Annotated in this window: 19 protein-coding genes and 1 pseudogene; 15 read left to right on the top strand and 5 right to left on the bottom strand. The window is 41.7% G+C overall.

All coding sequences use genetic code 11. The annotated features are described in order from the left end of the window. Positions 1-68: 68 nt before the first annotated feature. From nsrR to rplI, 7 genes are all read left to right on the top strand, one after another. Positions 69-497, top strand: a complete 429-nt coding sequence (gene nsrR / locus ACYUCW_RS02180; protein ID WP_004249627.1) for a nitric oxide-sensing transcriptional repressor NsrR — start codon at positions 69-71, stop codon at positions 495-497. Positions 498-535: 38 nt separating this feature from the next. Then, positions 536-3,025, top strand: coding sequence for a ribonuclease R (gene rnr / locus ACYUCW_RS02175; RefSeq protein WP_460408175.1), 2,490 nt, complete (start codon positions 536-538; stop codon positions 3,023-3,025). Positions 3,026-3,140: 115 nt separating this feature from the next. Continuing rightward, positions 3,141-3,872 carry a 23S rRNA (guanosine(2251)-2'-O)-methyltransferase RlmB gene (gene rlmB, locus ACYUCW_RS02170; RefSeq protein WP_170827695.1) on the top strand — a complete coding sequence of 244 codons (732 nt, stop codon included), beginning with the start codon at positions 3,141-3,143 and terminating at the stop codon, positions 3,870-3,872. A 160-nt stretch (positions 3,873-4,032) separates the two neighbouring features. Then, positions 4,033-4,428, top strand: coding sequence for a 30S ribosomal protein S6 (rpsF, locus tag ACYUCW_RS02165; protein WP_004246283.1), 396 nt, complete (start codon positions 4,033-4,035; stop codon positions 4,426-4,428). Positions 4,429-4,436: 8 nt separating this feature from the next. Further along, a complete protein-coding gene (priB, locus tag ACYUCW_RS02160) occupies positions 4,437-4,754 on the top strand; it encodes a primosomal replication protein N (protein ID WP_004246282.1) in 318 nt (105 codons plus the stop codon). 4 nt (positions 4,755-4,758) lie between these two features. Then, the gene (gene rpsR / locus ACYUCW_RS02155) at positions 4,759-4,986 is read left to right on the top strand and encodes a 30S ribosomal protein S18 (RefSeq protein WP_460408174.1); all 228 of its coding nucleotides are present in this window, start codon (positions 4,759-4,761) and stop codon (positions 4,984-4,986) included. A 43-nt stretch (positions 4,987-5,029) separates the two neighbouring features. Next, positions 5,030-5,479, top strand: coding sequence for a 50S ribosomal protein L9 (gene rplI / locus ACYUCW_RS02150; RefSeq protein WP_004246281.1), 450 nt, complete (start codon positions 5,030-5,032; stop codon positions 5,477-5,479). Between the two features lie 98 nt (positions 5,480-5,577). Here the strand turns inward: rplI and ACYUCW_RS02145 are convergent, their stop codons facing one another. Continuing rightward, positions 5,578-6,237 (bottom strand): OapA family protein, encoded by a 660-nt coding sequence (locus tag ACYUCW_RS02145; RefSeq protein WP_049211979.1) that lies wholly within the window; start codon positions 6,235-6,237, stop codon positions 5,578-5,580. A 369-nt stretch (positions 6,238-6,606) separates the two neighbouring features. On the opposite strand from ACYUCW_RS02145, the gene ACYUCW_RS02140 reads away from it, so the two are divergent. From ACYUCW_RS02140 to zinT, 3 genes are read left to right on the top strand one after another with little or no spacing between them, the layout of a single operon-like run. Then, positions 6,607-6,855 (top strand): type B 50S ribosomal protein L31, encoded by a 249-nt coding sequence (locus ACYUCW_RS02140; RefSeq protein WP_004246279.1) that lies wholly within the window; start codon positions 6,607-6,609, stop codon positions 6,853-6,855. Positions 6,856-6,866: 11 nt separating this feature from the next. Next, positions 6,867-6,992 carry a type B 50S ribosomal protein L36 gene (ykgO, locus tag ACYUCW_RS02135; protein WP_004246277.1) on the top strand — a complete coding sequence of 42 codons (126 nt, stop codon included), beginning with the start codon at positions 6,867-6,869 and terminating at the stop codon, positions 6,990-6,992. 3 nt (positions 6,993-6,995) lie between these two features. After that, positions 6,996-7,643 carry a metal-binding protein ZinT gene (gene zinT / locus ACYUCW_RS02130; RefSeq protein WP_460408172.1) on the top strand — a complete coding sequence of 216 codons (648 nt, stop codon included), beginning with the start codon at positions 6,996-6,998 and terminating at the stop codon, positions 7,641-7,643. Between the two features lie 141 nt (positions 7,644-7,784). Here the strand turns inward: zinT and ACYUCW_RS02125 are convergent, their stop codons facing one another. Then, positions 7,785-9,233, bottom strand: a complete 1,449-nt coding sequence (locus tag ACYUCW_RS02125; RefSeq protein ID WP_004249619.1) for an NAD-dependent succinate-semialdehyde dehydrogenase — start codon at positions 9,231-9,233, stop codon at positions 7,785-7,787. A 259-nt stretch (positions 9,234-9,492) separates the two neighbouring features. Between ACYUCW_RS02125 and ACYUCW_RS02120 the strand changes: the two genes are divergently transcribed. Continuing rightward, entirely contained in the window at positions 9,493-10,113 is a 621-nt protein-coding gene (locus tag ACYUCW_RS02120) for a peptidylprolyl isomerase (protein ID WP_004246273.1), read from the top strand. A 138-nt stretch (positions 10,114-10,251) separates the two neighbouring features. Next, entirely contained in the window at positions 10,252-10,992 is a 741-nt protein-coding gene (cysQ, locus tag ACYUCW_RS02115; RefSeq protein ID WP_004246272.1) for a 3'(2'),5'-bisphosphate nucleotidase CysQ, read from the top strand. Positions 10,993-11,049: 57 nt separating this feature from the next. Here the strand turns inward: cysQ and ACYUCW_RS02110 are convergent, their stop codons facing one another. After that, a complete protein-coding gene (locus tag ACYUCW_RS02110; protein ID WP_004246271.1) occupies positions 11,050-11,610 on the bottom strand; it encodes a YtfJ family protein in 561 nt (186 codons plus the stop codon). A gap of 283 nt (positions 11,611-11,893) precedes the next feature. Here ACYUCW_RS02110 and ACYUCW_RS02105 point away from each other — a divergent pair, with 283 nt between their 5' ends. After that, the gene (locus tag ACYUCW_RS02105; RefSeq protein ID WP_004246270.1) at positions 11,894-12,100 is read left to right on the top strand and encodes a DUF1107 domain-containing protein; all 207 of its coding nucleotides are present in this window, start codon (positions 11,894-11,896) and stop codon (positions 12,098-12,100) included. 84 nt (positions 12,101-12,184) lie between these two features. Here ACYUCW_RS02105 and paeA read toward each other — a convergent pair whose 3' ends face one another. Further along, the gene (gene paeA, locus ACYUCW_RS02100) at positions 12,185-13,558 is read right to left on the bottom strand and encodes a polyamine export protein PaeA (RefSeq protein WP_036919614.1); all 1,374 of its coding nucleotides are present in this window, start codon (positions 13,556-13,558) and stop codon (positions 12,185-12,187) included. A 162-nt stretch (positions 13,559-13,720) separates the two neighbouring features. Beyond that, the gene (gene msrA / locus ACYUCW_RS02095) at positions 13,721-14,347 is read right to left on the bottom strand and encodes a peptide-methionine (S)-S-oxide reductase MsrA (RefSeq protein ID WP_004249614.1); all 627 of its coding nucleotides are present in this window, start codon (positions 14,345-14,347) and stop codon (positions 13,721-13,723) included. 137 nt (positions 14,348-14,484) lie between these two features. On the opposite strand from msrA, the pseudogene tamA reads away from it, so the two are divergent. Next, a pseudogene (gene tamA / locus ACYUCW_RS02090) lies at positions 14,485-16,226 on the top strand (autotransporter assembly complex protein TamA). Further along, positions 16,223-20,044 (top strand): autotransporter assembly complex protein TamB, encoded by a 3,822-nt coding sequence (gene tamB, locus ACYUCW_RS02085; protein ID WP_163748541.1) that lies wholly within the window; start codon positions 16,223-16,225, stop codon positions 20,042-20,044. The pseudogene tamA and the gene tamB overlap by 4 nt, the downstream one beginning before the upstream one ends. Positions 20,045-20,047: the final 3 nt, after the last annotated feature.

The following is a 20,047-nucleotide window of genomic DNA, read 5'->3' as shown; positions in this document are numbered from 1 at the left end:
ATATTCTCATTACTCATTATTTATCCTTTAACTTCTTTAACTGGGAGTTTTACTTTTCAGAGGTCATTGTGCAATTAACCAGTTTTACAGATTATGGATTGCGGGCGTTGATATATATGGCTTCATTGCCAGAAGGCAAAATGACGAGCATCACCGAAGTGACGCAGGTCTATGGTGTGTCACGTAATCATATGGTTAAGATTATTAATCAGCTAAGTCATATGGGATTTGTCGAAGCGATACGTGGAAAAAATGGTGGTATACGCTTAGGTAAACCTGCCGCTGATATTATTGTCGGCGAGGTCGTTCGTGCTTTAGAGCCGCTTTCACTGGTTAACTGTAGTGCTGAGTTTTGTCATATCACCCCAGCTTGTCGATTAAAACTTGTATTAAATCAAGCGATAGAACAGTTTTTGAAAGAGCTAGACCGTCATACACTGGCTGAATTGGTAGAAAACAACAGCCCCTTATATAAATTGTTATTAGAAGATGTTTGAGTCGACAATTTCATCATTCTGATAGCTTGGAGGTCATAATGTCCAAAGATCCTTTTCAGGATAGAGAAGCCGAAAAATACGCCTCTCCAATTGCTAGTCGTGAATTTATTTTAGAAGAAATGAAGAAACGTCCGGCCTCGATGAGCCGTGAAGATATCGCGCAGGCATTGAAAATTTCAGGTGAAGAAAATCTGGAAGCATTACGTCGTCGTTTACGGGCTATGGAACGAGATGGTCAGTTAGTTTTTACTCGACGTCAGTGTTATGCCTTACCTGAACGCCTCGATCTTTGGAAAGGTAAAGTTATCGGTCACCGTGACGGCTATGGTTTTTTACGTGCGGAAGGCCAAAAGGATGATCTCTATCTTTCACAAGATGAAATGAAAAAAACCATGCATGGTGATGTGATTTTAGCGCAACCCCTAGGCATGGATAGAAAAGGGCGTCGAGAAGGTCGCGTCGTTCGTGTTCTTGAACCCAGAAACAGCCAAATTGTTGGGCGCTATTTTATTGAGTCAGGTATGGGATTTGTGGTACCTGACGATAGCCGTTTAAGTTTTGATATTCTTATCCCTAAAGAAGATATCATGGGCGCACGTATGGGGAATGTGGTGGTGGTTGAAGTTACCACAAGACCAACACGGCGTACTCAAGCGGTAGGACGCATTGTTGAAATTTTAGGTGAAACTATGGGGACGGGAATTGCGGTAGAAATTGCACTACGCACCCATGAAATTCCTCATACTTGGCCACCTAAAGTAGAAAAAGAAATCGCTGATTTAAAAGAGGATGTGCCAGAGTCAGCGAAACAAGGCCGCGTTGATTTGCGTGATCTCCCTTTAATTACCATTGATGGTGAAGATGCGCGAGACTTTGATGATGCCGTTTATTGCCAGCGTAAAAAAGGCGGGGGCTGGCGTTTATGGGTAGCAATTGCAGATGTGAGCTATTATGTACGCCCTCAAACTGCATTAGACACAGAAGCGCGTAGCCGAGGCAATTCGGTCTATTTCCCATCTCAAGTTGTCCCTATGCTGCCAGAAGTACTGTCGAATGGATTATGTTCATTAAATCCACAAGTCGACCGTTTATGTATGGTTTGTGAAATGACCGTTTCTGAGCAGGGGCGCCTTTCATCTTATAAATTCTATGAAGCCGTAATGAGCTCTCACGCGCGAATGACTTACACCAAAGTATGGAAAATCATTCAAGGTGATGAAGAGTTACGTGAGCACTACCAACCGATCGTAAAAGATATTGAGCACCTTTATGAGCTATACCAAGCCCTCGATAAGGCGCGTGAACAGCGTGGTGCCATTGGTTTTGAATCGGAAGAAGCGAAATTTATTTTCAATGCAGAACGTCGTATCGATCGTATCGAACCGGTTGTACGTAATGATGCACATAAATTAATTGAAGAGTGCATGATTTTAGCCAATATTGCGGCGGCGCGTTTTGTTGAGAAAAATGAAGAGCCTGCGTTATATCGTGTGCATGATAAACCCAAAGAAGAGAGCGTAATGAATTTACGTTCGGTATTTAATGAACTGGGTTTAACATTACCGGGAGGATTAACACCGGAGCCAGGCGATTATGCGCGGGTCATGAAAGAAGTCGAAGAGCGTCCAGATCACGAAATGCTACAAACCATGGTATTGCGCTCCATGAAACAGGCAATTTACGATCCTGAAAATCGAGGTCACTTTGGTTTAGCATTAAAATCTTATGCTCACTTCACTTCCCCCATCCGTCGTTATCCTGACTTAGCATTACATCGTGCTATTAAATACCAGATAGCGAAACAGCAAGGCCATGGCTCACAACGCTGGACCCCAACGGGGGGCTATCATAGTGATATGGATACCATGCTTCAATTAGGGGAGCACTGCTCTTTAACTGAACGTCGGGCGGATGAAGCAACCCGTGATGTGGCTGATTGGCTGAAATGTGATTTCATGCTTGATCAAATTGGTCAGCAATTTACCGGTATTATTACCAGTGTCACTGGTTTCGGTTTCTTTGTGCGCTTAAACGATCTATTTATTGATGGTCTTGTTCATGTATCCACATTAAATAATGATTACTATCAATTTGATAATGTTGGACAGCGTTTAATTGGTGAGTCATCCGGTCAGGTGTATCGTCTGGGTGATGAAGTTGAAGTGAAAGTTGAAGCGGTCAGTATGGATGAACGTACTATTGACTTCTCATTGATTTCAACAACACGTAAAGCACGTAACCCCGGGAAAACAGCACGTGTTCGTGCGTTAAAAGGGGGAAAAGACAAGAAAAATGCGAGCAGTAGTAAGTCTCGTCGTCGTGATGCCAGCAAAGACAAAAACTTTGAACCTGATAGTGCCTTTAGAAAAGGTAAATCAAGTAAAGAAAAACAGAGTAAAGATAAAGTCATTAAAGAGAAAATTGCGAAGGACAAGGCGAGTACTAAACGCAAAAAAGCCTCTGCACAAACCAAAAAGATAGAGGCGAAATTAAAAGCCAAACGTGCGGCGAAACGCACTAAAGCGTAGTTATACAACGAAGTCATTCACTGTTTGACTCCTATTAAAAAGGCGGATTTTCCGCCTTTTATCTGTTATTGTGCCTTTTATTTTTTAACGAGTAACAACCGCTATGAGCGAAGATATTATTTATGGTATTCACGCAGTAAAAGCACTGCTTGAGCGTGATCCGACACGTTTTAAAGAAGTTTATGTGTTAAAAGGACGCGAAGATCGTCGTTTAATGCCGGTGATCCATGCGTTGGAAGAACAAGGGATTTTAGTTCAAGTTGCTAATCGCCAATGGTTAGATAATCAAACTGAAGGTGCGGTTCACCAAGGGATAATTGCTAAGGTAAAACCTAGTCGTCAGTACCAAGAACAAGATTTACCGGACTTATTAGCTGAAGTAGGTACACCTTTTCTATTAGTGTTAGATGGTGTGACTGATCCACACAACTTAGGGGCATGCTTACGTAGTGCTGATGCGGCTGGTGTTCACGCAGTCATTGTACCAAAAGATCGCTCAGCTCAATTAAATGCCACGGCGAAAAAAGTCGCTTGTGGTGCTGCAGAAAGCGTACCTTTGATCCGTGTAACCAATCTGGCACGTACTTTACGCTTATTACAAGAAGAGAACATCTGGATTGTTGGCACCGCGGGGGAAGCGGATCATACATTATATCAAAGCAAACTCACAGGGCCTTTAGCTTTGGTTATGGGGGCTGAAGGTGAAGGAATGCGCCGTTTAACCCGCGAACATTGTGATGAGTTAATCAGTATTCCTATGGCAGGCTCAGTCTCTTCATTAAATGTTTCCGTGGCAACCGGAGTTTGTTTATTTGAAGCAATGCGTCAGCGTATTTCTGTAAAATAACACTGCGCGTATTTTATTCTCTTCCTCCCTTGAGTTTTATTGCGTGGGGGGGTATAGTTACGCGTCAATTTTTTCAGTCACACTTAAACAAGTTCCTTGCCTCCATGGGTGGTGACTGACCCTGACAGGAGGCTGATAAATCCGTAAGGAGCAATATCAAATGCGTCATTACGAAATCGTTTTTATGGTTCACCCAGACCAGAGCGAACAAGTTCCTGGTATGATCGAACGTTATAAAACCGCTATCACTAATGCTAATGGTCAGATCCACCGTCTCGAAGACTGGGGTCGTCGTCAACTGGCTTATCCAATCAACAAACTGCACAAAGCACACTACGTTCTGATGAACGTTGAAGCTCCGCAAGAAGTGATTGATGAACTGGAAACTACTTTCCGCTTCAATGATGCCGTGCTCCGCAACATGATCATGCGTACTAAACACGCAGTGACTGAAGCTTCACCAATGGTTAAAGCAAAAGACGAACGTCGTCGCGATGTTGCTGAAGATCTTGATGAAGAAGAAGTTGATGATGTAGCAGAGGATTCTGAAGAGTAATTAGTGTTGTGACGGCTAATCGATTAGTGCTAACAGGCACTGTGTGCAAAGCATTGATACGAAAAGTTAGCCCTGCTGGGATCCCGCATTGCCAATTTGTGATTGAACATCGTTCAACACAAGAAGAAGCGGGATTAAAAAGACAATCATGGTGCAGAATGCCCATTATTGCCAGTGGGAAAGCGTTACAAACTGATACTCACAGTATAACGGTCGGTAGCAAAGTTACCGTTTCAGGATTCATTAGTAGCCATCAGGCGAGAAATGGATTGTTTAAACTGGTATTGCATGCCGAACAGATTGAATTGATAGATTCTGGAGACTAGCCATATGGCACGTTATTTCCGTCGTCGTAAGTTCTGCCGTTTCACAGCGGAAGGCGTACAAGAGATTGATTATAAAGACATCGCTACGCTGAAAAACTATATCACTGAAAGTGGTAAAATTGTACCAAGCCGTATCACCGGTGCTCGTGCAAAATACCAGCGTCAGCTGGCTCGTGCTATCAAGCGCGCGCGCTACCTGTCTTTATTACCTTATACTGATCGTCATCAGTAATAGGTATTATATAGTCCATTAATGACTTGTAGAGGATAAGGTAATGCAAATTATTCTGCTTGATAAAGTAGCGAATCTGGGTAGCCTGGGTGATCAGGTTAACGTAAAATCGGGCTATGCTCGTAACTATTTAATCCCACAGGGTAAAGCTGTTTCTGCGACTAAGAAAAACATCGAGTTTTTCGAAGCGCGTCGTGCTGAGTTAGAAGCTAAATTAGCTGAAACTTTAGCAGCAGCTGAAGCTCGTGCAGCGAAAATCACTGCGCTGGGTTCTGTCACTATCAGCTCTAAAGCGGGTGACGAAGGTAAACTGTTTGGTTCAATCGGTACACGTGACATCGCTGATGCAGTAACTGCAGCTGGCGTTGAAATTTGTAAGAGCGAAGTTCGCCTGCCAAACGGCGTTCTGCGTACAACTGGTGACCACGAAGTTCACTTCCAAGTTCACAGTGACGTATTCGCTGAACTGAATGTAATCATCGTTGCTGAATAATCATTAGATTAAACAGTTATGTTGATAGAAAAACGCCAGCTTAGCTGGCGTTTTTTATATAGGTTATTTGCTCTATTTCTCCACACCGCTTGTTGACACTATGGCGTACGATAATAACTACCATCACTTAGCCGAGTGAAGGTAATAACAGTACCGGTATTGTCAGTCACTTCAAGCATACTCACTTCACCTTGTGAACCTCGTTGTAAACGAATGGTTTGTCCGGCGCGTAACTGGCTTAACGGCTTTTGTGGGCCTTCTGATTTCGCCATAGTAAACGCATCATTGACAAGCAACTGATTATCTCTAAATAGTTGTGCAAGGGTTTGCCCCTCTTTAATGGTATAAGTTTGCCAATTTTCAGTCGCGGTTGACGGTGTTTGAGGCATTGTGTTTACTGGCGTATTGTCATTGGTATTATTGGCTTCACCTTCTTCTGGTAAGTCTTCTGTCTCTTGCTCAGCATTTAGACTATCTTGTGCTGGTGGTAGTGTATTAGGGACATTTTGTGTTTCATTTGAGACAGAAGGTGCTACAGGCACAGGAAGATCTTGTGTCGAAGATGAGGGTTGAGGTGGGGTGGTATTTTCACTTGTTGGCCAGAAAAAAACGACTAACAAAATAATGGCAATAACAACGATTGCTCGACGATGTAAGCCTGGGAATTTGCCCATATTCACCTCATGATTGAACTGTGAATCACTATCACTAATTGTAACCTCTTTTTTATTTCTTGTTGCCATACTAGCACGAACCATGATCCTTACCTGCTCCCTGAATTCTTTTCAGAATTATCTCTTTAATTTGATTACGTCCTTGAAGGTGTTACCAAAAGCACCCGATGCTTAATCACCTATAGTTGTGCGATTAAGCGAGACAGAAGAATACTGAGTGTTATCTATTCAACGGCATTATGTGGCGAATGTTTAGCATTTATTTGTTTAATAGACTTACTCTGCTTAATCAAATGTTCTATGTTGCCTCACCCCTTGCAACATGTAGAGATGCCACTATCACTAATAGGTATATAAAAAAAATGATCAAAAAAACTAGCCATTAAAATAAAAAGGCGCTACATTATTGCAACTCAATATTGTTATATTATAACATTACATAAAGAGGCGAGTATGAAAGAAAATATTCATCCACAATATCGTACTGTCATTTTCCATGACACTAGCGTAGATGCTTATTTTAAAGTGGGATCAACCATTCAAACTGATAAAACTATTGAGTATGAGGGGCAACGCTATCCTTATGTCACTTTAGATGTCTCTTCTCAGTCTCATCCATTTTATACCGGTAAACAAAAAACACATTCTCAAGAAGGTAATGTGGCACGCTTTAATAAGCGTTTTGGCCGATTTGTTAATTAGGGAAGAAAAAAATGCAAGTATTAAGTTCATTAAAGAGTGCGAAGCTGCGCCACCCTGATTGTAAAGTGGTACGCCGTCGTGGACGTCTGTATGTAATTTGCAAATCAAATCCACGTTTTAAAGCCGTTCAGGGGTAACCTATGCAAAAACCAATCCTTTCTTGTCTTTTGATTATGGGTTTTTTAGGTAGTGCTATGTCTGTTTTGGCACATGGACATCATCATGAAAAAGTACGCACACAAGCACAAATAGATGCTGCGAATGGGATTTTTGAGGACAAGGACGTTCTCAATCGCTCATTAAGCGATTGGGATGGCGTATGGCAATCTGTTGAACCCTATCTGCGTAGTGGCGAATTAGATATCGTTTTGCAAAAGAAAGCGGAGACGAAGCAAGATAAAACAGTAGAACAATATCGAGCTTACTATACACAAGGCTATAAAACCGATGTTGATATGATTGGTATTGAGAATAATATCGTAGAGTTTCATCGTGGTGATAAAGTCGATAGCTGTGAATATCACTATGATGGTTATCGTATTCTACATTATCAATCGGGTAAAAAAGGTGTTCGCTATCTGTTTAGATGTGACGATGCCAACAGCCAAACTCCACGGTTTATTCAGTTTAGCGATCATATTATTGCACCAGAAAAAGCACAGCATTTTCATCTATATATGGGAAATAGTTCACAAGATGAATTACTTAAAGAGCTAACTAATTGGCCAACCTATTACCCTTATTCAATGAAAGGGGAAGATATTGTTCATGAAATGCTTTATCACTAATTAAAGTGAAGAAATAACCTATTGGGCTGACATCAATACCCTTGATAATTATCGAGGGTATTGTTTATTTAATAAAAGATAATGGTTGCAAAAAGCAATCGCGTCCTTGCGATGACTTTTACTGTTAATCAGTGGCCTCGTTTACAGGCCTTGGCAGAGGTATTTCATTTCCATATAGTCCTCAATACCATGCTCAGAGCCTTCACGACCTAAGCCAGACTGCTTTATACCACCGAAAGGAGCCACTTCATTGGAAATTAGACCCGTGTTAATACCGACCATGCCATATTCTAGATTTTCAGCCACACGCCAAATACGTTGTGGATCTTCACTGTAGAAATAAGCGGCTAAGCCATAGATGGTATTATTGGCTAGATGTACTACTTCTTCTTCATTGTCAAAAATGACTAAAGGTGCCACGGGGCCAAAGATCTCTTCTTCAAGAATATGACTATCAGCAGGCACATTACCGACCACGGTAGGCTGAAAGAAATTTTCACCTGCTTTATCTCTTTCACCACCACATAGCAGTGTCGCACCGCGTTGTAAGGTATCAGCAAGGAGTGATTGTGATTTTTCTACCGCCTTATGATTAATAAGAGGCCCAATAGTCACGCCTTCGGTAAAGCCATTACCGACTTTTAGTTTTTTAACCTCAGCAACAAAGCGTTCACTAAATTGTTGATATACATCTTTATGGATATAAAAACGATTTGCACACACGCAAGTCTGTCCGGCGTTACGGAATTTCGCCCCCATAGCACCTGCAACCGCTTTCTCAATATCGGCGTCATTAAAGACAATAAATGGCGCATTTCCCCCTAGCTCCAGTGAGACTTTTTTCACACTGTCAGCACATTGGCGCATTAATAAACGGCCAACCCCTGTAGAGCCAGTAAAACTCAATTTACGCACGCGGTTGTCTGATGTGAACACTTCACCGATTTTAACTGCATCACCGGTGACAATATTAATAACACCGGCAGGTATTCCTGCTTGCGCGGCTAATTCAGCTAACGCAAGGGCTGTATAGGGGGTTTCGTTGGCAGGTTTTATCACCATAGTACACCCAGCTGCTAATGCTGGGGCTGCTTTACGGGTGATCATGGCAGCAGGGAAGTTCCAAGGTGTGATAGCCGCACAAACACCAATCCCTTGTTTGATCACCATAAGCCGCTTATCTGATGAAGGGGAGGGGATAATTTCACCGTTGGTTCTTTTACCTTGCTCAGCAAACCACTCAATAAATGAGGCTGCGTAGGTGATTTCGCCTTCAGCTTCGGCCACGGGTTTACCTTGTTCAAACGTCATCAGTTCTGCAAGTTGACGCTTGTTATCCTGTATCAGTTGGAACCAGCGTTGCAGTAAAGTGCTTCTTTGATGTGCGGTTAACGCACGCCATGTCGGTAATGCTTTGGCGGCTGCATCAACAGCCGCTTTGGCTTCTTCTGTTGCCATATTTGGCACAGTACCAATGGGCTGATTTGTTGCAGGATCAATCACTTCAACCGTGTCTTTGCTTTTTGCATCACACCAAATACCGTCAATATATCCTTGTTCACGGAAATAGGGATTGTCAGTTATTTTCACTTCGTACCTCTCTGAACATATATATTGATATTGAGCGCTGGGTTAACAGAGCTACCTTGTCTTTAATTATATGCTTGTGTGAGGGGCTTGTGAAAAAAAGTCTGAAAAATATCGTCAAGAAAGGTCAAAATCCATGACAAATAGCGCAAATTTATCGCGTTTTCGACGAATAATCGCGATTAGCCAAGACGGGAGGTTTACGCTCTAGCTTACCACTGTTATTCTTGGCACTAACTTTCATAAAAACAGGTATTTTTTCATGTCAAAACCATCATTTGATTCTATTGAATCGCAGGCAAGTTACGGTATTGGTCTGCAAGTCGGTCAACAACTGACTGAATCAGGTCTCCAAGGATTAGAGCCAGCAGCACTGCTTGCCGGCTTGACTGACGCGTTAGAAGGCAATACTCCTTCTGTACCTGTTGAAACGTTACACAATGCTTTACGTACTATGCATGAGCGTGCTGAAGCAGTTCGTCAAGAGCGTCAAGCAGCACTGGCAGAAGCAGGTAAAGTATTCTTAGCAGAAAATGTAAAAAAAGAAGGCGTGCAGGTTACTGAATCTGGTTTACAGTACAAAGTACTGAAAGCAGGAGATGGCGCTATTCCAGCTCGTACTGATCATGTTCGTGTGCATTATACTGGTCGTTTAATCGATGGTACGGTATTTGATAGCTCAGTACAGCGTGGTCAGCCAGCAGAATTCCCTGTTAATGGGGTGATTGCAGGATGGATTGAAGCATTAACTTTGATGCCAGTAGGTTCTAAATGGGAATTATATATTCCTTACCAATTAGCTTATGGTGAACGTGGTGCGGGGGCGGCTATTCCTCCTTTTGCAACATTAGTTTTCGAAGTAGAACTATTAGAAATTTTATAATTTCTTCTTCTGCAAAAAATAACACTATAGCCGGTTTTTTCCGGCTATTTTTGTCTCTATACTAGAGTAAAGAGAGTGCAAGATAATTGATTTTTATAAGAGTGAGTACCATTCTGATAAAAATAAGTGAGGTGCATTATGTTAGAACAAGTCAGCGAATTAGCCCGCCAAGCGGGTCAGGCGATAATGCAAATTTATCAACAATCAGCGCCAATTGAAGTACAGGAAAAGAGTGACCATTCACCGGTTACTGCAGCAGATTTAGCCGCCCATCAAATTATTAAGCAAGGACTTGCCAGTATTGCGCCAGATATTCCTCAATTATCTGAAGAAGATCCTCCTGCGTGGGAAGAACGTCGCCATTGGCAACGTTATTGGCTGATTGATCCCCTCGATGGTACTAAAGAGTTTATCAATAAAAATGGTGAGTTTACGGTTAATATTGCGTTGATTGAACAGGGTGTGCCAGTATTAGGCGTTGTGTATGCACCAGTACAAAATATTCTCTACTCAGCAGCCAATAAACAGGCATGGAAAGAAACCTGTGGTCAGCGTTTACCAATAAAAGTCAGCCGTGCTGAACCCCCCGTGATTGTTATTAGTCGTTCTCATCAAGATGATGAATTAAAAGAATATTTATCGCAATTGGGTGAGCACCAAACGGTGGCAGTTGGATCTTCATTAAAATTTTGTCTAGTGGCAGAAGGAAAAGCTCAGCTTTATCCGCGTTTTGGACCTACTCATACATGGGATACTGCAGCAGGACACGCTATTGCGATAGCCGCAGGGGCACATGTTACAGATTGGAAAGGGGTGACACTTGATTATTCACCGAGAGAATCACTGATAAATCCTGGTTTTAGAGTTTCTATTTTCTAATGTTAACGAGAGCAGAGCCCTTAAGTTTAAAGGGCTCCGATACAGATGATTTAAATACTATTCTTTAATTAAGTCATTGATAAGGTTAATGGCGGAAGTTATTTCTGCACCACTTAATACACCTTCTTTGACAAAACGAACTTTTCCTTGTTTATCCAGCACAATAATTGCTGAACTCTCTTTTTCTAGTCCCCAACCTTTTTGCGCTACACCATCAGCATCAACAATAAATTGTGACCAAGGAAACTCTTTTTTACTGTCTTCAACACTGCCGCGAACAAAAGGCCCAGTACCAAAGATAGCATCATCAGTATTGATGATAGTGGTTGTCTGATAACTATTTTGTGGAAATTTGGCTTGTTTGATGGCTTCAATCAGTGGCGCATTCATCTCTTTAGCCTTACTACGCCCAGCGATATGTTGAATTGTGCGTACTTTGCCACTAAGTAGTCCGCTATTCCAATTTTGATAGCTAAATTTATCTTTGGCACCATCATAAAGAAGCTCCCCTTTGTCACTCACAGAGATCGCCGGTAGGAGAGTTTCTTCAGTAATATTATGGGCAAATACCCATGTAGATGTGCTAAGCAAAAGTGCAGCCAAGGTTATTTTGTGCATCGTTATTGTCCTATTATTCAATTCGACTTTGTCGGCTATTTAAGCATAGAGGCTAAAAAAGAATAATACCTCATTGTTGATACATTTTTTTAACATATAGGGTGTAAGATAAAGTATTCACAGTCTCGACTTATCTTCTTTACTGTCAATAAGTGTAAAAATAGATAAGAAATTTAAATAAATGGAACCTAGTACTTATAATTAGGTCTTTAAATTTGGTATATAAAGATCGGTCTTTATGACTGATTAAATTCACAACTGAGCATGGGAGACTAACTGAAAGATGAAGATCTTCAATCGCTATAACCCAGAAAAAATTGCTCTCTACGTTAAGACGTTATTTCGTGGACGGTTTTATATCAAAGGAATGGGCGCATTTGAGTTCGATTACGGTAAAATTTTATTGCCGAAAATAAAAGATAAGCTGCATTTTAATGTGATGAGTGAAGTTAACCAGCAGGTGGTTTTACTCAAAGCTGAAATGGGCTAACTTTTATCTGATAGATAACTGAGTCTATATCTTGTGCTTTTACGATAAGACTCAGTTATTAATTTCAGTTTGTTACCAGTTGATTTAGGCTTTATGCTCTTCGTGCTCAAAAGGCACTTCTGACGTTGTTTGAGGAGCAGGTATTGCTTCTTGCAAAACCGGTTTTACTGGCGGAATATCATCAATTTTAGTGACAAGCAGTTGATCAATTTTATAGTTATCAATATCCACCACTTCAAATTTATAACCTGCAAACTTCACATAGTCAGTACGTTTGGGGATCTTACGCAAACGGAACATCATAAACCCTGCAATGGTTTCGTAATTGCTAGAATCCGGGAAATCATCAATATCTAATGCACGCATAACATCATCAATAGGTGTTCCACCTTCAACCAACCATGAATGCTCATCACGACTGACGATTTGCTCTTCTTGACCCGGGCCAATCAGATCGCCCATTAAAGTGGTCATCACGTCATTTAAGGTGATAACGCCCATCACCATCGCATATTCATTGAGAATAATGGCAAAATCTTCCCCTGAGGTTTTAAAGCTTTCTAGCATGTCAGATAAAGTTAAGGTATCCGGAATAATAAGGGCTTTACGGATATGCACACCTTCTTTGAGGTTGAGACTTTGCCCATTGATCACACGGTTGAGTAGCTCTTTTGAATCTACATAACCAATAATATGGTCAATATCCCCTTCACAAACTAAGAATTTAGAGTGGGGCTGAGTGGCAATTTTATGCTTAATATCTTCTTCTGTCTCTTCGCGATCAAAGTAGACAACATCTTCACGTGGTGTCATGGCTGATGGTACGGTACGTGATTCTAATTCAAAGACATTTTCAATTAATTCGTGCTCTTGTTTACGTAATACCCCCGCTACTGCACCGGCTTCGACAATCGCAAAGATATCATCAGATGTAATATCTTCATTTCTTACCATCGGGATTTTAAATAGTTTAAAGATAAGATCTGCCATGCCATTAAACAACCAAACTAAAGGGCGGAATAAGGCGAGACAAAAACGCATAGGATTAACAATTTTCAGTGCAATGACTTCTGGCTTGATCATGCCGATACGTTTAGGAGTTAAATCGGCAAGCAGAATAAACATCGATGTGACGATAATAAATGAACAGACCGATCCTAATTGTTGCGCGAGAGGTGCTTCTAAAAAGCGGGAAAAGAGATCTTTTAATGCGGGAGAAAAAGCAGATTCACCGACAATACCCGCCAAAATGGCAACGGCGTTAAGACCAATTTGTACCACGGTAAAAAACATACCGGGGGTTTCTTGCATTTTTAATACACGAGCGGCGTTGATATTTCCTTCGTCAACCAACTGTTTGAGTTTAATACGACGGGAGGCCGCCAGTGATATTTCAGACAGCGAAAAAAAGGCGCTAATGGCACACAGCAAAAGCACAATGAGTAAACTATTAAGCATATAAGGCTCACATCACCCAGAGTATTAAATCCAGAGGGTAATACTTGAGTGTTAATAATCGAAGATAAATCAATATATTGTGATAGACTATTTTATAAAAATAGACACAAAGATAGATAAGAGGGCGTAATTATATCATCGCCCTGCTATTTTCTGCTAGTGTTAGTTTGCCGGTGGAAAACAGATACCAATGCCACCAAGTCCACAATAACCTTGAGGGTTTTTAAATAGGTATTGCTGATGATAATCTTCAGCAAAATAGAAAGGTCCGGCAGGTTGTATTTCAGTGGTGATCTCTTTATGTGCCCCTTCACTATTGATAGCTTGTTGATAACGTTGTTTTGACTCAATAGCTTGTGCATATTGCTCTGGGGTTAGGGTATAAATGGCCGAGCGATATTGGCTACCAATATCATTACCTTGGCGCATACCTTGGGAAGGGTCATGATTCTCCCAAAAAATAGCCAATAATTGTTGATAGCTGATAAGGGTCGGATCAAATACCACACGAACGACCTCTGCATGACCGGTACGGCCTTGGCAAACTTGCTCATAGGTGGGATTTTCTGTTACACCACCGCTATAACCGGCACTTGTGCTATAAACACCGGGTTGTTGCCAAAATAGGCGTTCAACGCCCCAAAAGCAGCCCATGGCAAAATAAGCAATTTGCATATTTTCTGGGATCTCACGGATAGAATGCCCATTGACGGCATGATTAGCAGAAATTTCTAATGGCGTTGTGCTGCCGATTACGGCATGCTCAGGATGATAAGCTTTATGTTGCAAGGTAAACTCCAAATTTTATATTTGTAAACGCTGTACTATGGTAAAGGTTTAATATTGTTATAAACTAAATCTACAATAAAGCTTAAAACTATTTGTCGTCAATTACCGAATGATATAAATAATATTGAGGAGAAAACGTGCCGAGATACTCCGTTATCTACGTTCTCTGTCTGTCTTCTATAACGTCTTTTGCTTATGGGGCAAATTTACGTTTAAAAGTAGAAGGTTTAGAAGGGCAACTCGAAAAGAATGTACGAGTCCAGCTATCAAACATAACAACAGAAGAAGTTGCACCAGACGGGCGTTTTCGTGCGCGTGTTGAAAAGGCAATTAAAGAGGGCCTACGGCCTTTAGGTTATTATCAGCCAACGGTCACTTTCTCTTATCAAGAAAATACCCCTCCGACACGCCCTGTATTAACAGCAAAGGTTGAGCTTGGTATTCCCGTACTATTAAAAGGGGTCAATATTGTACTGGAAGGGGGAGCTAAAACAGATGAGCAATATGCCAAAGTGATTAAAGAAAACACCCCCCTCTTGATAGTGTGTTAAATCATGCCGAATATGAAAAATTAAAAGGTTCGTTAACAGGGCTTGCTATTCGTCGTGGTTACTTTGATGCAGATATGGAAAAAAGCCAGCTCGGTGTCTCTTTAGATAATCACGCCTCTTATTGGGATTTTGTCTTTAATAGTGGTGAACGTTACCGTTTTGGTAAAGTGAATTATACTGGCTCACAAATTCGTGAAGACTACCTACAAAATATTGTGCCTTTTAAAGAAGGGGAATATTACTCTTCTGAAGATTTGGCAGAGTTTAATCGACGCTTAGCTGCCACAGGATGGTTTAATTCGGCGGTTGTCACACCTAATATCGCTAAAGCACGTAGTGAAGGCAATTATTTGCTACCAATGGATGCCGTTGTTACCCCTCGTTCACGTAACTATATGGAGCTAGGGGGCGGTTTTGCCACAGATGTCGGACCTCGATTAAATATGCAGTGGGATAAACCTTGGATAAATTCTAGGGGCCATAGCTTAACATCGAATATGAGTATTTCTAAGCCTGAGCAATCTATTGGTGCTAATTATAAAATTCCATTAAAAGTTAACCCATTAGAACAATATTATAGCATTCAAGGTGGCTATAAACGTACAGATTTAAATGATACTCGTTCGGATACCACCACACTGAACGTTTCTCGTAACTGGGATATGTCAACGGGATGGCAATACAGTATTAATACCCGCTGGAGTCTGAGCCACTTTACCCAAGGTGATGTGACCAATACAACCATGTTGCTTTATCCTGGTGCGAATGCAAGTCGCGTACGCCAACGGGGTGGCATGATGCCTTATTGGGGGGATAGCCAACGTTATTCAGTCGATTATTCCAATAAAATATGGGGATCTGATGTTGAATTTCTCGCCCTACAAGCTCAGCAAGTGTGGATACGCACGCCTTGGGAAGGCCACCGTTTTGTGGTCAGAGGGACGTTTGGCTGGATTGAAACGAATCAATTTGAGAAAGTGCCACCCGAATTACGTTTCTTTGCCGGTGGCGATAGAAGTATTAGGGGTTATAAATACCAAAGTATTTCACCGGAAGATAGCAAAGGTAAATTAACAGGGGCATCAAGAATGCTAACGGGATCTGTTGAATACCAATATAACGTAACTGGAAATTGGTGGGGAGCCGTATTTGTTGATAGTGGTGAAGCCGTTAACGATTTTACGAAAAGTGATTTTAAAACAGGTGCGGGTGCGGGGGTTCGTTGGGCATCTCCAGTCGGGCCTGTAAAGTTTGATTTAGCCGTTCCAGTCAATAGTGGTGAAGAGCGTAAATTACAGTTTTATATTGGGTTAGGAGCTGAGTTATGATGAAGTGGTTGAAAAGGATAACACTAACGCTACTTATCATCATTTTACTGGTTTTAGGTGCTCTTGCATGGATTTTAGGGACGCAATCAGGGCTACATTTTGCCATTAATAGTGCAGCTCGTTGGGTGCCAGGTTTAACCATTAATAGTGTTAATGGCGGTTGGCAAGATTTACGTTTAACGGGTGTTGAGTATCAAATGCCGGGTGTAGACGTCAATGTGGGGGAGTTATCATTAGGCTTAAATTTAAGCTGTTTGAAGGATAAACAACTGTGTGTTGAGGCCTTAGGCACACGTGATGTTATCGTCAATGTAGATACCAGTGCACTCCCTCCAGCACAAGAAACACCACCTTCTGAGCCTTTAACTGAGCTTAATGCTCCTTTACCTATCTATTTAAACTCTCTCTCATTAGCCAATACGCGTGTACAAATTGATGATATGGCCCTATCACTCAATGAGTTTACTACGGCAGCACAATGGGAAGGGCGTCAAGTTACCTTAAAACCGACAGTCATTAATGATTTGTTGGTGGCGTTACCGAAAACCCCCGAAGACGGTAGTGTTGCCGCCATGGCGCAAGATGTAAAAGAAGTTGCAGCAACGACGCCTCAAGCGGAGCCTAAAACACCGCAAGAGCAAGAGCAGGCACTAGCTGACACTATTAAGACAATTTTCGCCAAGCCTTTATTAGCGCAGTTACCCGAAATTATTATTCCTGTTGATATCAATGTGGAGGGGATAGAAGGTAAACAGTTACAAGTTAGTGGTGATACGCCTGTGACTATTAATCAACTCTCTTTTCAAGCCAATACGCAAGGTCAACAGGTTAATCTCACTAGGCTCAGTATTGATGCGCCAGAAGGCAAAGTCAGTTTAAACGGTCAAATTACACTGGATAAACAGTGGCCGGTTAATCTAGATATGCAAGCGATGCTTCGTGAGATGGCAGGATTGGAAGAGTTTAAAGATCAGCAAGCGACACTGTCCTTACAAGGTGCGATACTTGATGAGTTAAAACTCGCACTCTCTTTAACAGGAACTGTTACCGCAAGCCTTGATGCACAAGCTGAGCTCGCTAAAGCACATCTTCCACTAAAATTAACCTTAGAGAGCCAAAAAGTGCGCTGGCCTTTAACGGGAGATGTGCAGTATCAACTTAATGATACTCGACTACGTCTTAATGGGCAGACGGATAATTATGATCTTTCATTACGTTCTAATATTGAAGGACAAGAGATCCCGCCAGCCAAATTGACCCTAGACGCTAAAGGGAATGAAGAGAAAATAGCACTCACTCGTTTGCGTTTAGCTGCATTACAAGGTCATGCGGATATTACCGGTGTGGCAGATTGGAGTAAGGCGATTAGCTGGAATGCATTATTGACTATCTCTGGTATTAATACAGCTAAACAATATCCCGATATGCCAGCGAAATTAGATGGACGTATTGCTACAACGGGTAGCCTGTATGGAGGAAGTTGGCAACTGCGAGTGCCTGAAATTACCTTAGATGGTAATTTAAAAAATAATCTTATTAAGGCGCGAGGAAACGCCTATGGTAATGATTCGGGGCAATGGAATATTCCTCAATTAACCTTAATTCTAGGAAAAAATAATCTCGATATTGCGGGGCACTTAGGTGAGCAGTGGGCGCTTGATGCGAACATCAATGCTCCGGGGTTAAATGGTTTAGTGCCGGGGTTAGCGGGCGTTATTAAAGGGAAAGTGAATGTTCGCGGTGATATTAATAAGCCGAAAATTATTGCTGATATCAATGCGCAAGGGATCAAATGGCAAGATCAGCTCAGTGTTGGGTCAGTTGTCGTTAAAGGTGACATTCAGTCAGATGACGTGATCAGTGGCAAACTGGCAATTACGGCACGTCAGTTAAAACAGGCTGATTTGATTATTCGTCAATTAACGCTAGATGCGGCAGGGACAGAAAAACAGCATAAGCTTACCTTGAAAATGGATGGGGAACCCATATCGGGTGGCCTGACATTAGCCGGCTCGTTTGATAAAGAAAAACAGCAGTGGCAAGGCACACTTAACAATACCGCATTTGATACGCCTGTAGGCGAATGGCGTTTAAATAAAGCGATGGCGCTAAATTTATTAGCGGAAAAACAGCAAGTGACGATTGGTTCACATTGCTGGGTAAATCCTAATGCACAACTGTGTGTACCTAAAGAGATCACTGTAGGTGAGAGTGGTAGTGCGGCAATCACGTTAACACGCTTTGATTTAGCCATGATAAAACCATTCTTACCTCCTGAAACCGCGCTACGCGGTGTCTTTACGGGAGATGCTACGGCAACTTGGAATGCGAAAGGCGGATTACCTAAAGCGTCAGTTAACCTTAAAGGTCAGGGCGTTGGTGTAAAACAAAATGTCGATGGTACGGTATTACCTATTGATTTTGATGCAGTTACGTTAAATGCGGGTATCAATAATGGTAAAGCGACCTTGCAATGGTTGATTAGTATTGCCGGTAATGGTGACTTTAAAGGCCATGTCAATGTTGCTGATCTAGAAAAAACACGTCAATTATCAGGTACGGTTGATATTGATAATCTGACATTAGATCTGATTAAGCCTTTCTTGGGTAAAGGTGAAATAGCACAAGGTAGTGTAGGGGCACAGCTACGTTTAGGGGGGAATGCACAATCACCATTGCTATTTGGGCAGTTTGGTATTAACCAGTTAAAAGTAGTTGGTCACTGGATCCCATTTGACATCACCAAAGGGAATGTCGATATTCGCTTTAATGGTGCGACTTCTGATTTAAGCGGTAGAATCGAAACACCGGAAGGTTATTTAAATCTGACGGGGAATGCGGACTGGCGCAAACTAGATGAGTGGCGTGCCGTGGTGGCTGCGAATGGCAACAAACTGCGTGTGTCATTACCACCAATGGTTCGTATTGATGTTAACCCAGACTTAGTTTTTGAAGCTAATCCACATTTGCTTAAATTAGATGGTCGTATTGATATCCCTTGGGCTCGTATCGTGGTGCAGGAATTACCCGAGTCTGCGGTGTCGGCTTCCTCTGATGAAGTGATGTTGGATAAAGAATTACAACCTATAGCACCAAAGCAGACTTCTATACCTATTCAAAGTAATTTGGCGATTAATATTGGCGATGATGTCACATTAGATGCCTTTGGATTGAAAGCCAGATTAACAGGGGCATTAAAAGTTGCTCAAAGTAAGCAAGGGTTGGGATTAAATGGTCAAGTGGATATTCCTCGCGGGGAATTCAAAGCTTATGGACAAGATTTACAAGTACGTAAAGGGCAAATCTTGTTCTCAGGGCCGGTTGATCAGCCATACTTAAATATTGAAGCGATACGTAACCCTGATAATACGGCAGATAATGTCATTGCTGGGGTTAAAGTTACCGGGCTTGCGGATAAGCCGAAAGTGGAAATATTCTCTGAGCCGGCCAAAACACAACAAGAAGCATTATCCTACTTGTTAAGAGGGGAAGGATTAGCAAGTGGTGATTCTGATTCAGCACAAATGACAGCCATGCTAATAGGATTAGGTGTTGGACAAAGTGGACAACTCGTAGGACGTATTGGCGAAACCTTTGGTATTTCTGATTTAGCGTTAGATACACAAGGTGTAGGGGATAGTTCACAAGTTGTCGTCAGTGGTAAGATAACTGATGATTTACAAGTGAAGTATGGGATGGGTATATTTGATTCGCTAGCGACGTTAACATTACGTTATCGCTTGATGCCCAGGTTGTATTTACAAGCAGTGTCTGGTATGAATCAGGCAATAGATCTGCTTTATCAATTTGAGTTTTAATTT

Source organism: Proteus sp. MB838 (assembly GCF_054767435.1).
Note: the sequence above shows the minus strand (reverse complement) of the source record. Positions and strands in the feature narration are given on the sequence as shown.